Origin of the sequence: Paenibacillus polymyxa (assembly GCF_018614975.1) — a bacterium.
GTDB lineage: Bacteria > Bacillota > Bacilli > Paenibacillales > Paenibacillaceae > Paenibacillus > Paenibacillus polymyxa_E.
In genome coordinates this window covers 1-22,796 of record NZ_JAGGNR010000045.1, presented here as the reverse complement: position 1 = coordinate 22,796, position 22,796 = coordinate 1, and the positions used below count along the sequence as shown (strand labels likewise).

Below are 22,796 nucleotides of genomic sequence, written 5' to 3'. Positions count from 1 at the left end.
GGTAGCCCGCCGCCGTGTTCACCAGGCTGCGGTGCTCGATCATCACGCCTTTTGGCTTGCCCGTCGTTCCCGACGTATAGATCACGTACGCCAAGTCCTCCGGACGGGCTTCATGGAAGCTGTCCATGCCAACAACATTCGGATGGCTCTCATTGCGTTCGTTCACAGCACCCGTCAGTTTGCCAGAGTGTGTACCAGAAACCATGCTGGAGCCCATCGGCGCATTCGTCCGGTCTTCGCTGTACGACGTTTCATCGTCGAGGTACAGCACCGTCTCCAGTGCCAGTTCCTCTTCGCCGAGCCAGGCTTCGGCACGCTCTCGCAGTAGCGTTTGTGTCAGCAGCACCTTCGCTCCGCTGTCTTCCAGCATAAACCGCACGCGGTCTGCCGGATAATCCGGGTCAAGCGGTACATACGCGCCTCCCGCTTTCCAGACGGCCATCACGGCCACCAGCAAATCGACCGAACGCTCGGCGAGAATGCCAACAATCTCCTCCCGGCCGATTCCGCTTGCACGCAGCGTGGCCGACAGGCGATTTGCCCGCTCGTTCAACTCCGCATACGTCAGCCGATCGTTCTCGTAGACGACAGCTTCCGCTTCCGGCGTGTGTTCCGCCTGTTCCTCGAACAGTCGATGGAACGCTGCCACAGGAGCCTCTTCCGGCTGCGCCGGGTTAAACGCGCCGACAATTTCTTCTTTTTCTGCCGCAGTCAAAAGCTCTAACTCATTTACACGAACATTCGGATTAGCCGCAACCTGCTCCAATGCACGAGCGAAATGACCGTGGATCTGCCTGATGTCATGCTCTCTGAACCTCAGTGCATTGTACGTAAACCGAAGCAAAATATGCTCTTCTGGAATGACGGTAATGTCCAGGTCATAGTTCGTTTGTTCCGGCGATTGGATATTAGCGATTTTCAGCGCTTCTTGTCCTCCGCCGACAACCTGCTCAATCTGTTCTTCCATCGGATAATTTTCAAAGACCATAATATGGTTGATCAAGTCGCGCTTCTGCTCACTCAGCGACTGAATCTCGAACAGCGGAAACGTTTCGTAAGCTCTCGAAGCCAGCGCTTGATCCTGGGTTTTTCTCAAGATATCGGCTACCGTCTCCTCGGCTTTACCTTGAATACGGACCGGGATCGTATTAATAAACAGGCCAATCATGCTTTCAATGCCCGGAATCTCCGCCGGACGCCCGGATACAACGGAGCCAAATACGACATCTTCGCTGTTGTTGTATACCTGCAGAACCAGTCCCCAGACGGTCTGCATGAATGTATTAAGCGTCACCTGATGCTGGCGAGCCACCCGCTCGATTTGCCCGGTCAGTTCCTTGCTGAGTTCCACATCGATCTCAGCTGCTTCAAAAGCGTCCTGCTTCAGCCCTGTTTTCTCCCGAGGCAGCTTGGTCTGCTGATCGTAATTCGCCAAATACTCGGACCAGTAACGTGATGCTTTCTCAGCATCTTGAGCTTCCAGCCATTCGATATACCGGGAGTACGAGGAGACCGGAGGAAGCTCCAGTGTCCGCTGCTCTTGGAACGCGAAGTAGGTGTCAAACACTTCCTTGATCATGAAGGACATGCACCAGCCGTCTAACAAAATGTGGTGGTGACTCCAGATCACTTGGTAGGACTCGTCGCCCGTACGCAAAACTGTAACACGCATCAGAGAGCCTTGGGCCAAATCGAACTTGTTCGCTTTATCCGCTCTGACAAAATCGGCTATCCTCTTCTCCATGTCTTCATCGCTTACCGAGCGAATATCTTCGAAATACACTTCACACTTCCGCTCGCGGAATACCACTTGAATCGGCTCGTCTCTCCAGCCGGTAATAAAGTTCGTCCGCAGCGCCTCATTCCGCTGCACCAGCGTATCCAATCCGTGGGTGAAGGCTTCGACATTCAGGTTTCCGTACAGATCGAAGGTCACCTGTTCGAAGTAAGCTTCCGAATCGGCATCCAGCAGGCTGTGGAACAACATCCCTTTTTGCAGCGGAGTCAGAGTGTATACATTCTCCAGGTCGCCGATCGTCGCCGTATGTTCGGCCAGCCGCTCCAGTTCTTCCACCGTCACACCTTGAAGCAGTACGTCGCTAGGCGTAAGCTCCGACCGCTCTTTTGATACGCAATGGCTGATGACTTCACGCAAGCTCGATTGAAGCAGTGCGCCCAGGCGCTCTACCGTTTCCCGTTTATACTGGGTTTCCCCATAACGGATCGTGAGTTCCAGCACGCCTTCCGACACCATACCGTTGATATCGAGGACATAATCCATCACTGCATTTGGGCTTGAATCGGACCCCGGGCTGAACGGAGAAGGCTGCAAGCCGCTGCTTTCGTAATCCTGGTCGAACTGACCCAAATAGTTAAAGCTGATCTCCGGCTCCAAAGCGAAGCGCTCGCCATCATGCGGCGCCGACAAATAACGCAGGATGCCGTAGCCAATTCCTTTGTTCGGAATGCGGCGCAAGCTTTCTTTCACCTGTTTCACCTGATGACCGAGCGCTTGGACGTGACCCGGCTCCAGAACGACAGGGAATTGGCTTGTAAACCAGCCTACGGTGCGCGTAATGTCCACATCCGGCAAAAGTTCTTCCCGGCCGTGGCCTTCGAGATTCACCAGCACACGTTCCTGGCCACTCCAAGCTTGTACAGCGAGGCCAAGCGCAGCAAACAGCAAATCGTTCATTTCCGTATGGTAAGCACGGTGTGCCTGCTTCAGTAGCTGTTCGGTCTCCTCCGCTGTCCAGCGAACGGTCACGAGCCCGCTGTCCGCCAGCTTGGATCTGCCTTGTTCAAAATCTTTCGGAAGCGGCTCATAGGTCAATTGCTCAATATGCTGCCAATACGCTCTCTCACTTTCCATCGCCGGACCGTTTGCATAATCAGCGAGCTGTTTCGCCCACGTTTGGAATGAATCCGTTTTGAGCGGCAGACGGATCGGCTGCCCTTGCAGCGCCTGCTCATAGCCGGCAGCAAAATCCTCAAGCAGAATCCGCCAGGATACGCCGTCTACGACCAAGTGGTGGATCGCGATCAGCAGATGATCTCCATTCGCACAGCGGAACAAGCCGAGCTTAAGCAAAGGCCCTGCCTGCAGGTCAATGCTGCGCTGAAGCTCGTTTGCCTTGGCTTCGATCACCTGCGCGCAGTCCGTCATTCCGCGTAAATCGATCACTTCCAGGTTGTAGAGCTCGCCGTCGCTTTCCGCGATGCCTCGGTTCCATGCCGCATACCCGCTCTTGGTCCGGCAGAAGACGAGGCGAAGCGCATCGTGATGCTCGGCCAGCTTCCGCATGGCCTGACGAAGCGCCGCTTCGTCGTAGCCTTCCTCCCGGTAAAGCATCACCGCCTGGTTAAAGTGGTGCGGCTCGGCGAACGACTGCTCGAAGAACCAGCGCTGAATCGGCGTCAGCCGCGTCTCTCCCATAGCTGCCCCCTGATCGGCGCGTCTTAAGACCTGCTGGAGATACGGGCTTAATTCCGCTATGGTCGGATATTTGAACAAATGCTTGATTTCCAGCTTGTACCCGGCCTGATATAGCCTGGACGACACCTGGATCGATTTAATCGAATCCCCGCCGAGCTCGAAGAAATTGTCCATCACGCCGATCGGATGACCCGTTCCCAGCACCTTTTGCCACACCGCAACCAACGTCTGTTCCGCCGGCGTCCGGGGCGCCACGTATTCCGTTCCCGTAAGCACACTGCTTTCCGGTGCGGGCAGCGCCTTGCGGTCAAGCTTCCCGCTGTGTGTGAGGGGCATCCGCTCCAGCTGCACGAAGTAGGACGGAATCATGTACGCAGGCAGATCCTCCCCCAGCGCGCTTCGCAGCTCGCTCGCCGCAAGCGGCTTATCTGCCACGAAGTACGCGCAGAGCTGCTTCTGACCGGTTTCGTCCTCTCTCGCGATAACAACCGCCTCTTGGACGGACGCCGCTTTCAGGACCTGCGCCTCCACCTCGCCAAGCTCAATCCGGTACCCGCGGATTTTCACCTGATGGTCGATCCGGCCCATATACTCGATGTTGCCGTCCGGCAGCCATCTGACCAGATCGCCCGTCCGGTACATCCGCCCGCCCGGCGCAAACGGACACTCTACGAATTTCTCCGCGGTCAGCTCGGGACGGTTCAAGTAGCCTCTAGCCAGGCCTTCGCCCGCGATGCACAGCTCGCCCGGCACGCCGACCGGCTGCAGCGCTGTCGTCCCTTCCTTCACAATATACAGCCGGATGTTTGAGATCGGCTTGCCGATCGGCACCGATACATACGCCTCTTCCGGTCCGCAATCGTAGTACGAGACATCGACCGTCGCTTCCGTAGGCCCATAAAGGTTGATCAGCTGCGCTTGATTCACGGATGACGCAATCCACTGCCAGAACCGGCTCACATGCGACTTCGCCAGCGCTTCCCCGCTTGCAAACACCCGTTTCAGCGAAGACAGCTTGTTCCCCAGATCTTCGCTCGGCTGACGCTCGACATATTCGAGGAAGGCATGCAGCATCGACGGCACGAAGTGCATCGTGGTGACGGCTTGCCGTTCGATCGTGTCCAGAATCGTCTCGGGATTCTTCTCTCCGCCCGACGGCAGCAAGCAAACTTTGGACCCCGTCCAAGCCCACCAAAACAGCTCCCATACGGAAACGTCGAAGGTGATCGCCGTCTTTTGCAGAATCGTATCCCTGGAATCGATCGGGTAAGCATTCTGCATCCACAGCAGCCGGTTGATCACTGGGCGGTGCTCCACCATGACGCCCTTGGGCTTGCCTGTCGAGCCTGATGTGTAAATGACGTAGGCCAAGTGCTCCGGTCCACTCGCCGGCTCCAGGTTCGAGCCGTCTTCGTCATATGCGGATGGATCGTTCAGATCGACGAGCGATAAACCACCAAGCGGCTCGGTCCCGGCAAATGACGCGCTTTCCCGCAAATGGCTCTGAATCAGCAGCAGCCTAGCGCCCGAATCTTCGAGCATGTAGCGGATGCGCTCCTGTGGGAATTGCGGGTCGATCGGCACGTAGGCGCCCCCGGCCTTCAAGATCGCATAGATGCCGACGATCATCTCCAGCGAGCGCTCGGCCATGATCGCGATCGGCTGATCGACCTGCACGCCAGAGGCACGCAAGGATCGCGCCAGCCGGTTCGCCCGCTCGTTCAGCTCCCGGTAAGTCAGGCGGCTGTCCTCATATACGACGGCCACCTGCTCAGGCGTTCGCTCTGCCTGCTCCTCGAACAGCTCGTGGATCGTTCTCTCTCTCCACGACTCATCCGCTTCCAAACCTGTACCCTCTGCGGCGGATTGCTTCGCCAGAATCGAAGAAGACACGTCAAACCCAACCAGCAAATCATGCTTCTCGCTGTCCGTCATGATATCCAAATCCGAAATCCGCGCACCCGGCTGAGCCAGGATCGACGCCAAAAGCTGCTCGTAATGTCCTCCCAGCCGTACCATCGTGTCCTGTCTAAACAACGAGGTAGCGTACTCGATCTTGCAAACCAGCTCGTTACCCGCTTCCACGATATCCAAGCTAAGATCAAACTTTGTCGTCTTTTCCTCAATGTCGAACAGCGACCATTGCAACCCTTCCAGCGTTAACTCCAGGCTTTCGTGCTTTTGCAAAGAAAACATGGTGTCAAACAGCGGATTCCGGCTTAAATTCCGGCTCACCTGAAGAGCTTCCACCAGCTCCTCGAACGGATAGTCCTGATGCTCGTAGGCTCCAAGCGTCGTTTCCTTCACTTCCTGCAAGTAATCCAGGAACGTCTGCTCCGCCACCGGACCCAAGCGAAGGGCCAGCGTATTGACAAACATGCCGATAATCGGCTGCAGGTCGGCGTGAGAACGGGCGGCAATCGGAGTGCCGACCACGATATCTTCCTGTCCCGCGTATTTATGAAGCAAAACAGAGTATGCAGCCAGCAGAAGCATATACAGCGTCGCCCCCGAATCGCTGGCAAGCCGTTTGAGAGCTTCGCTTTTCTCCTTATCCAGCGTAAACGTGAACGTTTGACCTTCAAATTGTTGGACAGCCGGGCGGGAGAAATCGAGAGGCAGCTCAAGAACCGGAAGCTCGTGGCTGAATACCCCGCGCCAATATTCCTCCTGCCGTTTGATGCGCTGACGCTGTTCCTCGGATTGCTGCCAAACGGCGTAATCCTTGTATTGAATCCGCAGCTCCGGCAATTCTTCCCCATTATAAAGCCACACGAATTCGCGGAGCAGCACGTCCATGGAAAGGCCGTCGGAAGCAATGTGATGCATATCCAGCGCGAGCAGGAATTTTTCTTTCTCCAATTCGATTAACAGGGCGCGCAGCAAAGGCGGCTGGGTCAAGTCGAAAGGCTGAATGAAGCCTTCAAGAATGGCTGCAACCTGATCTTCACTTGCTTGAATCTTCTCGACCTTGAAAGCAACGAGCGGATGAATACGCTGAATCGGCTCCCCATTCACGATTTCAAAACCGGTGCGCAGCATATCGTGCCGGGCCATCAAAGTAGTCAGCACGTCTTCTACTTTGGCCTCGTTCAAAGCCCCTTCCAATTGTAAGGCGCTTGGAAGGTTATAATTCAGCTCCAAGTTATCCAGCTGATGCAGGACGTACAGCCTTTTTTGTGCAGAAGAAACCGGATAGTACGCTCTCTCTTCCGCTTTTGGAATAGAGCTGTGCTGCGATTCTCCCAAGCTGGCAATAGCCCCGGCCATCGATTCTACCGTCATATAGCGGAACACATCACGCAGCGGAAGTTCAACGTTCATTTCCTTCCGAATCTTGCTGACAAGGTTTGTCGCCCGCAAGGAATGCCCTCCGAGCTCGAAGAAATTGTCCAGGACCCCAATGCCGGAGTTGCCCAGCACTTCCTCCCAGATCTTCACAAGCTGGGACTCCGTAAGGTTACGAGGAGCTACGTATTCGACGCCCGTTTGCAGGCTACCTTGAGGCTCCGGCAGCGCTTTGCGGTCCACTTTGCCGTTGGACGTCAGCGGCATGCTTTCCAGCTGCACGAAGTACGATGGGATCATGTATCCCGGCATTCCCTGAGCCAGCGAGGTTCTCATTTCGCTGACCGTCAGCGTCCGGTCTGCCACAAAGTAGGCAACAAGCGCCTTCTCGCCCCCGCTGTCCTGACGGGCGAGCACCACCGCTTCTTCCACACCCTCCACGTTCAGTAGCTGCGTCTCAATTTCGTCCAGCTCGATCCGGTACCCGCGGATTTTAACCTGATGGTCGATCCTGCCGAGGTATTCAATGTTGCCGTCCGGCAGCCAGGCCGCCAAGTCGCCTGAGCGATACAGTTTTTCCCCCTCCGCAAACGGGGAATCAACGAATTTTTCCGCCGTCAGATCCGGGCGATTTAGGTATCCTCTCGCCAGACCTTTCCCGGCTACGTACATTTCGCCTGCTACGCCGATTGGAACAGGACGCCGGTTTTCATCCAGAACGAACACGCTCAGCGTTGGGATCGGCTTGCCGATATTACTCTTCGCCGCCTCCATCTCGATCCATGTAATTTCCTTATACGTCACGTGAACCGTCGTTTCGGTAATACCGTACATATTGATCAGCTTTGTCTCCGGGTACTTCGTCTTAAAACCCTTGAGCAATAGCGGGCTGAGCGCTTCGCCGCCGAAGATGACGTTGCGAATCCGCAGATCGTACGGATGGTCCGCTAAAACCTCACGCAACAGTTGGTAGAAATATGTTGGCGTCTGGTTCAAAATCGTGACCCGTTCGCGGCTCAGCAGTGCCAGGAACTCGGCCGGATTTTTCGCCGTAAGCGGTGGTACAATGACCAGCTTGCCTCCATTCAGAAGTGCTCCGTACATCTCCCAGACGGAGAAATCGAAGCAGAACGAGTGGAACAGTGTCCACGTGTCAGACGGGCCAAAGTCGAACAGGTTCTTGTCGTTGAACAAAAGGCGCACAACGTTTTTGTGCTCGATCAACGTGCCTTTGGGTTTGCCAGTCGTTCCCGATGTATAGATGACATAAGCCAAGTTACCCGGCCCGGAAATCGGCTCTAGATTCAAAGCATCCAGCGCAACGGCGGAGTCCGCCCCTTTGTCGCCCCAAACGAAATCGTCCAATTCGAGGCGTGCTCCTGCAAAGTCCGTCTTCTCATGCAAATGTTTTTGAATCAGCAATAACGGTGCGCCCGAATCCTCAATCATGAAGCGGATGCGTTCCTCCGGGTAGTCGGGATCGACAGGCACGTAGGCTCCACCGGCTTTGAGAATCGCTAGAATGCCGACCACCATATCGAGGGAACGTTCGGCCAGAATCGCTACCAACTGATCCGCTTCGACTCCTGTCTCCCGCAGCTTACGTGCAAGGCGGTTGGATCGCTCGTTCAGTTCGTGGTAGGTCAACTGCCGCTCATTCATGACGGCGGCCACGTTATTCGGGTAAAGCTTCGCCTGCTCTTCGAACAAGCCATGAATGGTCTGCTGCCGCGGGTAATCTGCCTCCGAATCATTGAAACCGCGCACCAGTTCACGGGTTTCCTCCTCCGTTAGCATTTCCAGCGAAGCAATATCCCCATCCGGCGCTGTTGCGATAGTTTCGAGTAGCTTGTCATAATGTTTGGCGAACCGCTCCGCAGTCTCCTGTTTATACAAAGCCGTAGCGTACTCCAACCGACATTCGAGCTGACCATCCAGCTCCGAAATGTCCAGAAGCAGCTCGAACTTGGACGTTCGGTTTTCCAATGGATAAAACGATTGCTCCAGCCCCTCGATGACAATTTGCTCATTCTCCGTATTTTGCAGGGAGAAGAACGTATCAAAGAGCGGATTCCGGCCGGTCGCGCGCGGAATGTGAAGACTTTCCACCAAGTCTTCGAACAAATAATTTTGGTGTTCAAAAGCCCCGAGTGTGATTTCCTTCATTTCTTCCAGATACTTAAGGTACGGCTTGGAACGCTCCGGCTGGCTGCGAATGGCAAGCGTGTTGATAAACATACCTACGATTGGCTGCACTTCTTCCTGCGTTCTTCCGGCAATCGGCGTTCCCACGATCAGATCTTCCTGACCCGAATATTTATGCATAAGGATCGAGTAAGCAGACAACAGCACCATGTACAGGGTCGTCCCCGTCCGTGCGGCCAGTTCTTTCAGCTTCTCCGTCCGTTCTTTCCCAATATCAAACTTCACGGTCCGGCCGTCAAAACTTTGCACCGCAGGCCGCGGGAAGTCCGTCGGCAGTTCCAATACAGGCAGCTCGCCCGACAGCTGTTCCAGCCAGTACTCCTTCTGCGGCTGGATCAACTGCCCGTAGGCTTCGGAATGCTGCCAAACGGAATAATCTTTGTATTGAATACGCAACGGAGCCAGCTCCTCACCCCGATACAGACTGCTGAACTCGTCGAAAAGCAACGCTGTCGAGATGCCATCCGAGACAATATGGTGCATATCGAACAGCAGAATGTGACGATCCTCGGCGACTTCGATCAGGCCGATGCGAAGAAGTGGCGGCTTGGTCAGATCAAACGGGTGATAGTATGCTTCCACCACTTGGTCCACTTCTCGCTCGCTCGCCTGGAAATAATCTACAGCAAAATCCACCTCGTCATAGATGCGCTGCACAAGCTCGCCTTGAACCTGCTCGATCCCGGTACGCAGCGTCTCATGGCGCTGAATCAGCGCCCGGAACGCGTACTCTACGCGCGTGCGGTCCAGCTTGCCTTTGAGAAGAAGCGCCGCCGACATATTGTAGCTACGCTCGGCTGCGTCAAGCTGGCGCAGGACGTACAGACGCTTTTGCTCGGATGAAACCGGATAATACTCGGTCTCTGCCGCCTTTGTAATCTCATACGTTTCCTGCTGCTTTAAACCGCCGATTCTTTGGGCCAGCTGTTCGATCGTGGTGTAGCGGAAAACGTCCCGCAGTGGAACCTCGACTTGCAGCTCTTTTCGAATCTTGGAAACAAGCGCGGAGGCCCGCAAGGAGTGACCACCAAGGTCAAAGAAATCGTCATGGACTCCAACTCGCGCAATACCCAGCACCTGCTGCCAAATAAGAGCAAGTCTTGTTTCCAGCGTTGTACGAGGAGACACATGCTCACGGCCCACTTCTACCTCTCCGCTCGGTTCAGGCAGCGCTTTACGGTCAATCTTGCCATTCGGTGTGAGCGGAAGCTGATCAAGAGACACCAGCCGGGCAGGAACCATATGCGCAGGCAGCTCTTGCTTCAATTGGGATAACAGATCGCTCAGCTGCAAGGAAGCATCCCCCGCCACGTAACCGCACAAATACTTTTGCCCCTGCTCATCCGTACGGTCGGTCACCACTGCCTGCTTGACCCCCGGGAAACGCAACAGGGCCGTTTCGATTTCGCCGAGTTCGATCCGGAACCCGCGAATTTTCACCTGATAGTCGATCCGGCCGATGAAGTCAACGTTGCCGTCTTCCAGCCAGCGGGCCAAATCTCCTGTCCGATACAGACGTTCGCCAGGCACAAACGGGCTGTCTGCAAACTTCTCAGCGGTTAGGTCCGGACGGTTCCAATACCCACGCGCTACCCCGGCGCCGCCGATGACAAGCTCACCCGGAACCCCTACAGGAACCGGCTTTAACCCGGAATCTACAATGTAAAACCGGGCGTTCAGCCAGGCTTTGCCGATCGGCACATGACCCGACAATGGCAGCTTGTCCAGCGGCTCATCGTAAAAGCTGCTGTCAATGGCCGCTTCGGTAACGCCGTAGCTGTTGATGATGCGGAATTGTCCGCCGAATCTTTCCTGCAGCAATCGGTAATCGGTGACACTGCAAGCATCGGAGCTGGTAATCAGCAAATGCATGGAGCTTACGTCCAGCCCTTCTTCATAAATATGCTGCATGAACGGCAGGATAAGCGCAGGCGTCGATTCGAAAACCGTAATGTTTTGCTCCCGAATCCAGCCGTATAAGCGGTTCGGATCAATCCGGTCATCCTTTGGCACAATTACCATCGTGCCTCCGTTATACAGCGTCCGTGCGATGTCTCCGACAAACACGTCAAATGAGAAGCTCGCCAGTTGCAGCAGCCTCACCGGGAACTGATCCAACCGGTACTCCCGGCGGTACGCATCCGCCGTATTCACGAGACTACCATGCTCGATCATGACGCCTTTTGGGCGTCCCGTCGTACCCGAGGTGTAAATCACATAAGCCAAGTCTTGCAGAGCGCTGTCAACAGATTCAAATTCCACGGCTGAGGTATCCCCGTTATACATCTGTTCATCGTCCAGCGCATAGACAGCTTGAAGCTTCAGTCGGTCATCGGCCAACCAACCTCCGGCCCCCTCCAACAGATGACGCTGCGTAAGCAGCACCGATGCTTCGCTGTCGCTGAGCATGTACTCAATCCGCTCCGCCGGATAATCGGGGTCCAGCGGTACATAAGCTCCGCCGGCTTTCCATACGGCGAGCACACCGACCAGCAGTTCCACCGAGCGCTCCGCCCAGATCCCCGTAATCGTCTCCCTTCCTACGCCCTGTTCACGAAGTAGCGAAGCCAGCCGCTCGGCGCGTTTGTTCAATTCGCCGTAGGTCAGCTTTTTATCCATGTAAACAACTGCCGGGTGATCCGGAATGTCTCGGGCAAACTTTTCAACATACCGATGAAACGGTTCTCCCTCGCTCAGTGCTGCCAACGGCGGGTTAAACACGGCCAGAATGCGGTGTCTCTCCTCATCGCTCAACAGAGAAATCTCGCGTACCGGCACTTCGGGAGTTTCAATAAACTGGTCCAAAACGGTTACATACTGCTCCATAATTCGATCAATTTCGGTCGTATCGAACAGGCCGGTACGGTAGGAAGCATGGAGAATGACATGGCCTTCATTCAGCATATGGTCGAAGCGCAGCAGTAAATCGTCCATCTCGTGCCTGGCAAAGTGAGCCTCCAGACGTACCTTGATTTCTTCGTACTCCACGATTTTCAAAGGCAGATATTCCAGAGACGTGCGGAACAGCTCCGAAATATCGTTGCGGCCGTGATGTTCGCGTAAATCCTGAATCAATTGGTTATACGGATATTTCTGATGCCGCAGATCTGCCGTATTTTCCTTGGAAACCGTTTGGATCAAGGAAAGAACGGACTCATCTGGATTCAGACTAATTCGCGTAGCAACGGTGCTGACGAACATACCGATCGTTTCTTTTTCCTTCTTGCTGGTACGATTGGCAAAAACCGTGCCGACCGGCACATCAGTACTGTCGGTCAACTTGTACAATAAGACGTACATGGCGGACAAAAATAACGTATATAAACTGACCTGATTTTGTTCGCTAAAAGCCAAAATGCGGTCATAGCTGGAACCATCCAAAGTGATGGAACGTTTATTGGATTCGCTGCCAATCGAGAATGGCGGAACCGATTTAATGCCGCTCGTTTCAGGCAAAGTGTTGTACTTGGTCAGCCAGTATTCCTTGCCTTTTTGATAACGCTGCGATTGCTCATATTCACGCTCAGTTGAAATATACTCCAGATAGGAAGGGGGCTGGTAACTGCTGGAGATGCCTTTGCGCAGTTCCAGGTATTTTTCCATCACCGCATGCAGCAAAGCAGTGACGGACAAGCCATCGGCGATGATATGATTTATAGTCAAATTGAGCCACACTTGACCGTTCGCAAAATGGATCATCGTAAATTGATAGAGGTGTTCGTCGAACACACTGGCCGGTTTTTCGGTTACTTCTTTCACCCAAGCATAGAATTGTTCGGTCGTGCCTATTTCGAGGTGGCTTATCCTGGCTTGGACATTCTCCAGCTCTTCGAACCACTGCGTTGGATTTTGCAAATCCCCGCTAATGCGGATTCGGAAAGCATCATAGGTTTTGACAATCTCTGCCGCCGCTTGCTCCAGCAGCTTTGTGTCGATCTCGCCCGTAATCTGGTAGGTCGCGGAAAGCATCGTGATGGATGTGCCCGGATTCATAATTTCCATGAACCATATCCGGCGCTGGGCTTGCGTTAATCCATATTGCTTGTTCGTATTCTCTCTCACATCGACACACTCCCGTATTAGAGATTGTTTGTAGATAGGCTTTGTAACTATAAATTGAACTAAAGATGACTTACACGGAACACTCCGATGACAGAATAACCTTCCAATCGCTGTTATCCCCAGATTTTATCGCATCCTTTTTAAAAGGGAAAATCCGGTGATAAAGGCAAAGTTTATACTTCATGCAGCTTTCTTTCAGAAAGCTTTTAGCTCCGCATTTTCAGGTTTTTTCTGTCCTCTTCGTTTTTATGTAAATGAATAGTTCAATTTATACAGATAGCAGCAGGAAGCCGCCCGCCGTATAGCGGGTCTATCCGTACAGCCGCGCGTAATACCCTCCGAGCGCCAGCAGGTCCTGATGGCGGCCCCGTTCAACGACCGTTCCTTGGTTCATGACCGTAATCAAATCTGCATGTTCCACGGTGCTGAGACGGTGGGCAATCAGAATGGTGGTCCGCCCCTTCATCAATACGTTCAGGGCTTGCTGTACCCAATGCTGGGATTCGTTATCCAATGCAGAAGTCGCTTCGTCCAGCAGCAGAATCGGGGCGTTTTTGAGAATCGCCCGGGCGATCGCAATTCGTTGCCTTTGTCCGCCTGACAATGACGCTCCTCTCTCTCCCACCGGCGTTTTATACTGTTCAGGAAGTTCCTGAATGAAATGGTGAGCGTACGCCGCTTTTGCCGCTTCAACCACTTCTTCATCCGTTGCATCTGGGTTTCCATAGCGGATGTTTTCCTCAATCGTGCCGGTAAACAAAAACGGCTCCTGCGGAACATATGCAATCTGCCTGCGGATTTCGTCCAGCGTGTAATGGCCGAACGGTTTGCCCTGGAGCAAGATATCTCCGCTGTCCACAGGATAAAAGCCGAGCAGCAGCTTGATCAGCGTACTTTTACCGCTGCCGCTGGCTCCTACGATCGCAGCGACCTGACCAGGAAACACCTGCATGGACATGTCGACAAGTACCTTTTTATCCGCCTGATAGGAAAATTCCACATCGCGAAACTCCACCGCAGCCTCCGATACAAGCTCGCTACGAGAAGATCCCAGACGCTCCGGTTCCTCTTCCTCGCTTAGTACCTCTTGAATCCGGTGAGCGCCCGCGAGCGAATTTTGGGTCATCGACAGAACCATCCCCAAGTTCAACAAGGCGTGCGTCAGATTCACTTGCAAAACTGCCAGAGCGGCGACGCTTCCCATTCCCATCAATCCGTAGGCATAAAGAAGACTGCCGATGACGATGATGCCGCAGAATGTGACGTAGCTGATAAAATGGTTCACCGCAGCCTGCATACCGTTCTTCTTCGCCGTTTGCCGAAGCGTTTGCGTCATTTGTTCGTTCAACGCCTCGTACTGGCCGTAAATCGTGCGGATACGGAACAGCTTCACAATTTGAATGCCGCCCATAAAATCTTTGAATTTTTCGGTCATTTTACCGAGCGTTTGCAAGCCTTGTTCGGACAAAGCGCGAATATCCCGTGCAAATTTCAGGCTGACCAGAGAGGACAGCAGCAGAATGACGAAGGATACGGCAGCAAACCGCCAATCGATCACCACCATGGAGACAATGGAGCCGATGCAGAAGACAACTTGAAGCAGCAAAACGAAGTAAACCTGCGAGAATGTAAACTCAACGGTCGTTACGTCGTTGTTCACCCGCGACAGCAAGTCCCCATGGTGCGTCTGCTCCAGGAATCTCGGCCGCACCCGGCACAGCTTGTCATACAGACGTTTGCGGATATTCAGCACAGTCAGCTCGACACTGCGCTGGTATAAGTAAATGAACCAGGGAGAAATTATATTTTCCAGGAACAGGGCCGCGCCCAAAATAATAAAGGCTTCCACCATCAGGGACGTATCTAGGGACACGGCGAAATCAACCAAGTTATGTACGACCAAGCTGAAGGCGATCAGAAACAATGTCTGGGTGAGCGCCGTTACGGCAAGGCCAATCGCGTACTGGGTTTTGCGCTTGCGGTTCATAAACGTCAGCAAGTAGCCGAGTTCTTTCACTTGCGAGAGCCTTCCGCCCTTTTTCATGTGTACGACACCTCCCTGCGTTCGGCAGACTCGGTAAATTCCTGGTAGTACGACTGGGCGTACAGTCCCTTCCTCTCGAGCAATTGTTCATGAGTGCCTTTTTCGACAATATTTCCTTGTTCCATAACCCAAATTTCATCGGCGTTTTGTATCGTAGAAAGCCTGTGAGCAATAACCATGGTCGTTCTCTGCTTCATCAATACGCCCAGCGCTTCCTGAACCGCGCTTTCCGACTCCGGATCAAGAGCCGATGTGGGCTCGTCCAGCAGCAAAACGGGAGCATCTTTCAGAAAAGCCCGGGCCATTGCAATGCGCTGGCGTTGCCCACCTGACAAAAAGCCGCCGCGCTCTCCGACATACGTCTGGTAGCCGTCCTCAAGCTGCATAATGAAAGAATGAGCCTGAGCGGCTTTCGCGGCTTCGATAATCTCGTCCATCGACGCTTCTTCCCGCCCATAGCCGATATTTTTTGCGATCGTACCGCTAAACAAATATGAATCTTGGGTTACCACGGAAAAATGCGACCGAAGCTGCTCCGGATCAGCGCCGTCGATCAGGCTTCCGAACACGCGGATCTCGCCCTGATCCTCCGGAAGCGGATAAAAGCCGCATACCAGTTTAAACACCGTGCTCTTCCCTCCGCCGCTCGCTCCGACAAGTGCAATCGTCTTGCCTTCCGGCACCGTGAAGCTAACATTCCGCAGAATCGGGGAGTTCTCTTCATACCCGAATGTTACGTTATGAAACTGGATGGGGGCGGCGCTTGCTTTTGTAAGCAAACGGCCATTTTCCGTTTCGGTCGGCTGCTCGACGATTTCGGAGACCCTTCTCAGGGCACCGCTCATTTCGAACGTGCGCGTGATGAGCTCGGGAATATGCTCCAGCGGCTCCAGACACAGATTAAGCAAGTACAGGAAGGCGATCAGTTCTCCCGCGCCTAGCTGCCCGTTGTAAATCAAATAACTACCGTAACTAACGGCGAAAATGATCGGGCTGATCATCAGCGTAGAAAGCAGCGGGTTGACCCAGGCTTCCCGCTTTTTCACGGCCAGCTTTTTTTGAGCCGTCAATTGCAGCAGCGCTTGGTAGGAGCGAGATAACATACCAGATAGCAGGTAGCTTTTTACAATAGGCATCCCCCCAAGCGTATCCTGGAGGTTGACGTTCATTCGGCCCATGTTCGCCTGGGCTTCCTCCGTCAACTGTTCCAGCTGCTTTCCGATCCATTGGGAAACCAGCAGTGCTACGGGAAATAACAGCAGGCTGTACAGCATCAGCTCCCATTGGAGGTAGATCAAATAAGCGAAACAGCCGATAAACAATAGCGGATGATAAAACCACTGGGCGAGGTCCCGAATCATAAATTGCTGGATGAGCTGCAGATCGTTGTTGATCCGCGATAACACGTCGCCGGAGTGCTGCTTATCCAAATAGGGGACCGGGAGTTTGCCAATATGACGCATGACATGGTTGCGGATATCCTGCACCGCAGAGGCACTGCTTCGCTCCACACCGAAGCTCATGAAAAACTTCGCCGGCACACCGATTAAGATGACCACAAAGATCGTGTACACGATTTGCAGAACGTTTGGCCCCGCCCCACTCTCGGCCTGTGTGGTCAGCTGCTCGACCAAACGTCCCGTCCATATCTCAATAACAGCGGCGGCAATTGCGGACAGGATACCGACGATCATCCAGCCTTTGTGACGGCTTACATAGGACATCAGCCAGCGGAACGCTTTCCAGGTGGCATAAGCGGTTCGGCGCTTGGAAGGCGCCGCTGTGCCTTGTTCTTGAACAGACGTCTGCCGGTCAGCTCCCATGCAGGACCCCGGCCTCCGCTTCGATCTGCCGCTTGATTTGCACTAAGATGTCACGGATGACAACAGCCGTTTCTTCCACGCGTGCGAGTTCCAGTAATTCCTCGTGTGCACCCTCCAGCCGGTAATCAGCATAAGCTTGTGTCGTTGCCCTCTGCCAGGACGGCAAATGGTGCTCCAGGCGAAACGCTTCGCTGTCCTTCGCAATCAGTTCGTAAATCCGGGCAGTTATCGTGCCTGAATTAATAAGCTGCGCTTCGTACGTCAAGGTGGCTTTGATCTTCCGATGGACACGCTCCCGCACGAGTGGATTGCTCATTAATTCCTTCTCTTCTTCGTCGAAATCCGCAAGCATTTCTTCAAGCTCTTTCTCAGACGTTTCATAAGGCGTCAGTGTGTCCTTAATCCACGAGTCCACCATAAGCACGTCCGTTACGGAATACCCTCTTCTTTCCATCGTTTTGGCTACCTCGAACGTCAGATTGCCTCCGAAGCAGTAACCGAGCAGCACGTAAGGTCCTTCCGGCTGGATGCGAACAATCTCATCCACATAACGGTTCAGCATGGCCTCGTAATCGATGACATCGTCGATAAAATCAATGCCGTATAGCACGAACAGGCCGTCCAGCCTGCTGGCAAGCTCTCGGTAACCGATGCCGAAGCCACTGCCTGGAGGGAAGCAGAACACGTTCAGATCCCCTGTGTTATTCAGCTTAATGAAGGAGTCTCCCCCTTTATCCAGACCCAGATCCTCCTCACCCAAAGCCATGGCTTCAACGGTTACACTATGGAATTGGCGATTCAGCGGTATCTCGATGCCCGTTTCATCGTAAACGGCTTGAACAAGCCTCATCAGACTTAAGGAATTACCGCCCAGCTCAAAAAAGTTATCCTTTACGCCGACCTGTGGAATGCCAAGCGTATCCTGCCAGACACGGGCGATCTTCATCTCAAGCAGCGTTCTCGGCGCAACATATTCCGTTCCTCCGGCCGCGGCTTCCTCCGGCACTGGCAGTGCTTTGCGGTCAATTTTCCCGTTCGCGGTCAGCGGCATCTGCAAAAGCTGCACGAGGTGCGAAGGAATCATATACCCCGGAAGCTGCTTGGCGAGCTCCTCCTTCAGTTCATGCGCCGCCAGCCTCGTTTCCGCGACGTAATAAGCAACAAGCTGCTTATGGCCATTCGCGTCATCGCGGGGGAGCACCACCGCTTCTTCCACGCCCCGGATGTTCAGAAGCTGCGTCTCAATTTCGTCCAGCTCGATCCGGTACCCGCGGACTTTGACCTGGTGGTCGATTCGGCCGAGGTATTCGATGTTACCGTCCGGCAGCCAGGTCGCCAAGTCGCCAGAGCGATACAGTTTTTCCCCCTCCGCAAACGGCGAATCAACGAACTTCTCCGCCGTCAGATCCGGACGGTTAAGGTATCCTCTCGCGAGCCCTTCCCCGGCCACGTACATTTCGCCCGCTACGCCGATTGGCACAGGACGCCGGTTTTCATCAAGGACATAGACCCTCAGCGTTGGGATCGGCTTACCAATATTGCTCTTCGCCGCCTCCATTTCGACCCACGTAATTTCCTTATACGTCACGTGAACCGTCGTTTCGGTAATGCCATACATATTGATCAGCTTTGTCTCCGGGTACTTCGTCTTGAATCCCTTGAGCAAAAGCGGACTGAGCGCTTCGCCACCAAAAATGACGTTGCGAATCCGCAGATCGTATGGATGATCCGCCAAAACCTTACGCAGCAACTGATAGAAGTACGTTGGGGTCTGGTTCAAAATCGTGACCTGTTCGCGACCCAGCAGCTCCAAAAATTCGGCCGGATTTTTCGCTGTGTGCGGCGGTACGATAACCAGCTTTCCGCCATTCAGAAGCGCTCCGTACATTTCCCAGACGGAGAAATCGAAGCAGAACGAGTGGAACAGCGTCCACGTGTCTGACGACCCAAAGTCGAACAGATTCTTGTCGTTGAACAGGAGGCGCACAACGTTTTTATGCTCGATCAGCGTTCCTTTTGGTCTGCCGGTCGTTCCCGACGTGTAGATGACATATGCCAGGTTGCCCGGCCCGGAAATTGGCTCCAGATTCAAAGCGTCCAGCGAACCTTCCGAGTCCGCCCCGCTGTGGCCCCAAACGAAATCATCTATTTCAAGGCGCATTCCTGCGAAGTCGGTCTTCTCATGCAAATGCTTTTGAATCAGCAATAACGGTGCACCTGAATCCTCGATCATGAAGCGGATGCGCTCCTCAGGATAGTCGGGATCGACAGGCACGTAGGCGCCGCCCGCTTTGAGAATCGCCAGAATGCCGACAACCATATCGAGCGATCGTTCGGCCAGAATCGCTACCAGCTGGTCCGCTTCAACCCCCCTCTCCCTCAGCTTGCGCGCAAGACGGTTGGATCGCTCGTTCAGCTCGCGATAGGTCAGCTGCCGTTCATTCATGACAACGGCCACGTTGTCCGGGTGAAGCTCAACCTGTTCTTCAAACAAACCCTGAATCGCTTTTCCCCGTTCGAACCCGGCTTCGGTGTCATTAAATCGATTCAGCAACGTCTCCCTCTCGTCCGGGGACAGCACATCGGCTTGTCCAAGCTCCAGATCCGGCTGAAATACAAGCACGGACAGAAGCCTAACAAGATGGTCGGCCGCCTGTTCCACAAATGCCCGCTCGTACCGATGCCCGTCAAAGCTTATTTCCAGCTCGATGGAGTCGTTTTGGAGGTCGAAGCAAAAAACTATATCGGCCGCCACCCGGTTAACCAGCGGTTCAGGATGAATCGGGGCGAAGGATGCGACAGTGTTGACGACTGGAACGCCTTCCCCTGTATAATCCAGATGGAGCGGCTCCACCATTTTCCGAAAAGGCAGATGCTGATGCTCCAGCGCCTCGCCGATGGAGGCTTGGATGCCCCAGAGCAGCGTTTTCAGCGTAGTCTGGCTGCTTACGGACGTTTTGATCACCAGGATGTCATGCGGCGGCTGAGTCACGTCCGGGTCCGCGCTATAAGAAGGCATGCCGACCAGTACTTGATCCTGCCCGGTATATTTGAACAACAGGCTTTTTACTCCTGCCAGAACAATCATGTACAAAGCCAGATCCGAACCATTGGCGAGGGGAATAATTCTCTCCGAGAGTTCACTCGGCAGGGTACGGTGAAGCAAGGCCGGCTCTGCCTCAGCTTCCTCGCCCGCAGATAATTTGGAGGAATGACTGTAGGGAAGGAAGCTCAGGCTGTCATCGGCGTCAAACTTGCTGCTCCAGTACCGTTCTTCCTTTTCAAATAAAGATTTCATTCGTACCTCCCCTAAAAATGAAGTGACCGCATGCCCAGGCCCAGGTCCGAAAAAGCTTGCTTTCGGCCTGCGCGTTTACGGGCTTGATTTACGGACTTGCAAGTTGTTCGCTGTCTTTCTTGGGATACGCTGATACGCGCCACTTTCGCTTGACGGCGGAGCGCGCTTGTAATATTAGAACGCGAATTCGATCGAATTGACAGCACTCTTTGCGCCTGCCACCGGTTTATGACATTCAACCCGACTTAGCTCAAGTTGTGGATTTTCCGCAATTTGAGAAAGTACCCGCAGATAATCCTCGGTTAAGGTGCGGATCATCGTTTCTTTGAACAGCTTGGTGGCGTAGAAAAAGCCCCCGCTCAGCGCCCCTTCGTTTTCATACATAAACAGCGTCAGATCAAACTTCGCTTCTTCCAAATGGTCAAGCTCGTAATTCTTAAGGCTGACCCCTTCCAGCTCGACGTCTTGTTCTTCGATATTTTGCAAGTCAAAAACAGCATCGAACAACGGGAAGCGACCAGGCTCCCGCTTCACATTCAAACGCTCCACGAGCTCCTCGAATGGATAATCCTGATTCTCAAAAGCTCCCAAAGCCGTTTCCTTGACTTCTTCCAGGTAGGACAGGAACGTTTTGTTGCCCGACGGGCGATTGCGGAGCGCCAGTGTATTAACAAACATGCCGATGACTGGCTCCAAATCGGCGTTAGTTCTTCCCGCCACCGGGGTGCCCACAATTAAGTCTTCTTGCCCGCTGTACTTGGACAACAGCACGGTATAAGCCGCAAGTAGCACCATGTACAGCGTGCTTTCACGCTCGGCAGCCAATTCACGCAGCCGCGCAGAGAGAGAAGCTTCGACATCGAACTCCAGATGTGCGCCTTCGTAGTTGCGAACTGCAGAACGTTCGTAGTCCATCGGCAGATCCCCCGTTGGCAGCTCGCCTTCAAAGGTTTGCAGCCAGTATGCTTCCTGCCGCCCGATCCGCTCTCGGTGAACCTCCGACTGCTGCCAAACGGCATAATCCTTATATTGAATGCGTAGTGGCGGCAGTTCTTCCCCGGCGTATAAACTCGAGAACTCATCCATCACAATCGCCATCGATACGCCATCCGACACAATATGGTGCATATCGAAAAGGAGAATATATCGGTTCGGCTCCAGTTCGATGACTCCGGCGCGCAGCAGCGGCGGCTTGCCAAGATCAAACGGACGAACGAAGTTGCGGACGATCTGCTCGATTTGAGCTGCATCCTTTGTATCTGCTCGATGATGCTCGATAGCAAAATCGAACTGCGGGTAAATCCGCTGAACCGCTTCGCCCTTCACCATTTCAAAACCGGTGCGTAGCGATTCATGCCGTGTTATCAATTTCCGCAAGGCGGCTTCCAAGCGGTCTAAATCAAACTTGCCTTCCACCTGCACCAGTTCCGGCATGTTGTAAAGCTGATCCGCTCCATCCAGCGTGTGCTGAATGAACAGCCGTTTCTGCGCGGAGGACAGAGGGTAGTACTCTCTCAGCTCCGCTTGAGGAATGGCCTCATGCTCCCGCCGTTCCATCCGGGCGATCACCTCGGCCATCGCCGCAATCGTCGAGTGACGGAATACGTCACGCAGCGGCAGGTTGACGTTTAATTCCTTAAATACCTTGCCTGCCAGTGTCGTCGCTCGCAGGGAGTGGCCGCCGATGTCGAAGAAGTTGTCGTAAACGCCAATCTCCTTCGCAAGCCCCAGCACCTCCTGCCAAATCACCGTCAGCTTCGTTTCCAGCTCATTGCGCGGTGCGACGTACTGCGTTCCGCTTCCCGCTTCTCCTTCCGGCGCTGGCAACGCCTTCCGGTCCACCTTTCCGTTTGGCGTCAGAGGCAGGCGCTCCAGCTCCACGAAGTACGACGGGATCATGTAACCCGGCAACTCCTGTGCCAGTGCACTGCGCAGATCGTTCACCAACAGCTCCGCACCGGTATCCGGCGTGTAATACGCACACAGCGCCTTTTGCCCGTTCGCGTCACTTCGAACCAGCACCACCGCTTCGCGCACACCTTCCACCCGCAACAACTGCGACTCGATCTCACCCGTCTCGATCCGGTAGCCCCGGATTTTCGCTTGGTTATCGATCCGGCCGATGAAGTCCACGTTGCCGTCCTCCATCCACCGTGCCAAATCTCCCGTGCGATACAACCGCTCACCCGCGGTGAAAGGACTATCTACAAACTTCTCTTCCGTCAGCTCTGGACGGTTCAAGTATCCGCGCGCCACACCGACTCCGCCGATAACCAGCTCGCCCAGCACGCCGACCGGCACCGGGTTCAGGTGCGCATCCACGATGTAAAACTTCGCATTCAGCCACGCTTTGCCAATCGGCACATGGCCTGTCTGCGGCAGTTTCTCCAACTCCTCGTCATAGAAACTGGAGTCAATTGCCGCTTCCGTCACGCCGTAGGCGTTAATGATGCGGAACGACGGGCCGAACCGTTCCTGCAAGGTCCGGTAATCTGCCACGCTGCAACTGTCCGAGCTAGTGATGAGCAGCTCCATCCCGCTTATATCTAGCCCCTTCTCGTACACGTATTCCATAAACGGCACGATTAGCGCCGGCGTCGATTCAAAGATCGTCACTTTCTCCCGCTCTATCCAGTAGTG

Annotated in this window: 5 protein-coding genes; all 5 read right to left on the bottom strand. The window is 54.1% G+C overall.

From position 1 onward, the window contains the following. The coding region (locus tag J7E78_RS25790) for a non-ribosomal peptide synthetase (protein ID WP_215079249.1) at nt 1-12,991 on the bottom strand (12,991 nt) is incomplete at its 3' end. Nucleotides 12,992-13,301: 310 nt separating this feature from the next. After that, on the bottom strand, nt 13,302-15,035 hold the full coding sequence (locus J7E78_RS25785; RefSeq protein WP_215079247.1) for an ABC transporter ATP-binding protein: 1,734 nt from the start codon (nt 15,033-15,035) through the stop codon (nt 13,302-13,304). After that, nucleotides 15,032-16,858, bottom strand: coding sequence for an ABC transporter ATP-binding protein (locus tag J7E78_RS25780; RefSeq protein ID WP_215079245.1), 1,827 nt, complete (start codon nt 16,856-16,858; stop codon nt 15,032-15,034). The genes J7E78_RS25785 and J7E78_RS25780 overlap by 4 nt, the downstream gene beginning before the upstream one ends. Continuing rightward, entirely contained in the window at nt 16,848-20,156 is a 3,309-nt protein-coding gene (locus J7E78_RS25775) for a non-ribosomal peptide synthetase (RefSeq protein ID WP_215079244.1), read from the bottom strand. Before J7E78_RS25775 ends, J7E78_RS25780 begins: the two co-directional genes overlap by 11 nt. Nucleotides 20,157-20,330: 174 nt before the next feature. Then, on the bottom strand, nt 20,331-22,796 hold a 2,466-nt coding region (locus tag J7E78_RS25770), incomplete at its 5' end, for a condensation domain-containing protein (RefSeq protein ID WP_215079242.1).

Coding starts and splice junctions, on each gene's coding strand:
- J7E78_RS25780 (WP_215079245.1), bottom strand. CDS start 16,858: ATGGGAGCTGACCGGCAGACGTCTGTTCAAGAACAAGGCACAGCGGCG.
- J7E78_RS25775 (WP_215079244.1), bottom strand. CDS start 20,156: ATGAAATCTTTATTTGAAAAGGAAGAACGGTACTGGAGCAGCAAGTTT.
- J7E78_RS25785 (WP_215079247.1), bottom strand. CDS start 15,035: ATGAAAAAGGGCGGAAGGCTCTCGCAAGTGAAAGAACTCGGCTACTTG.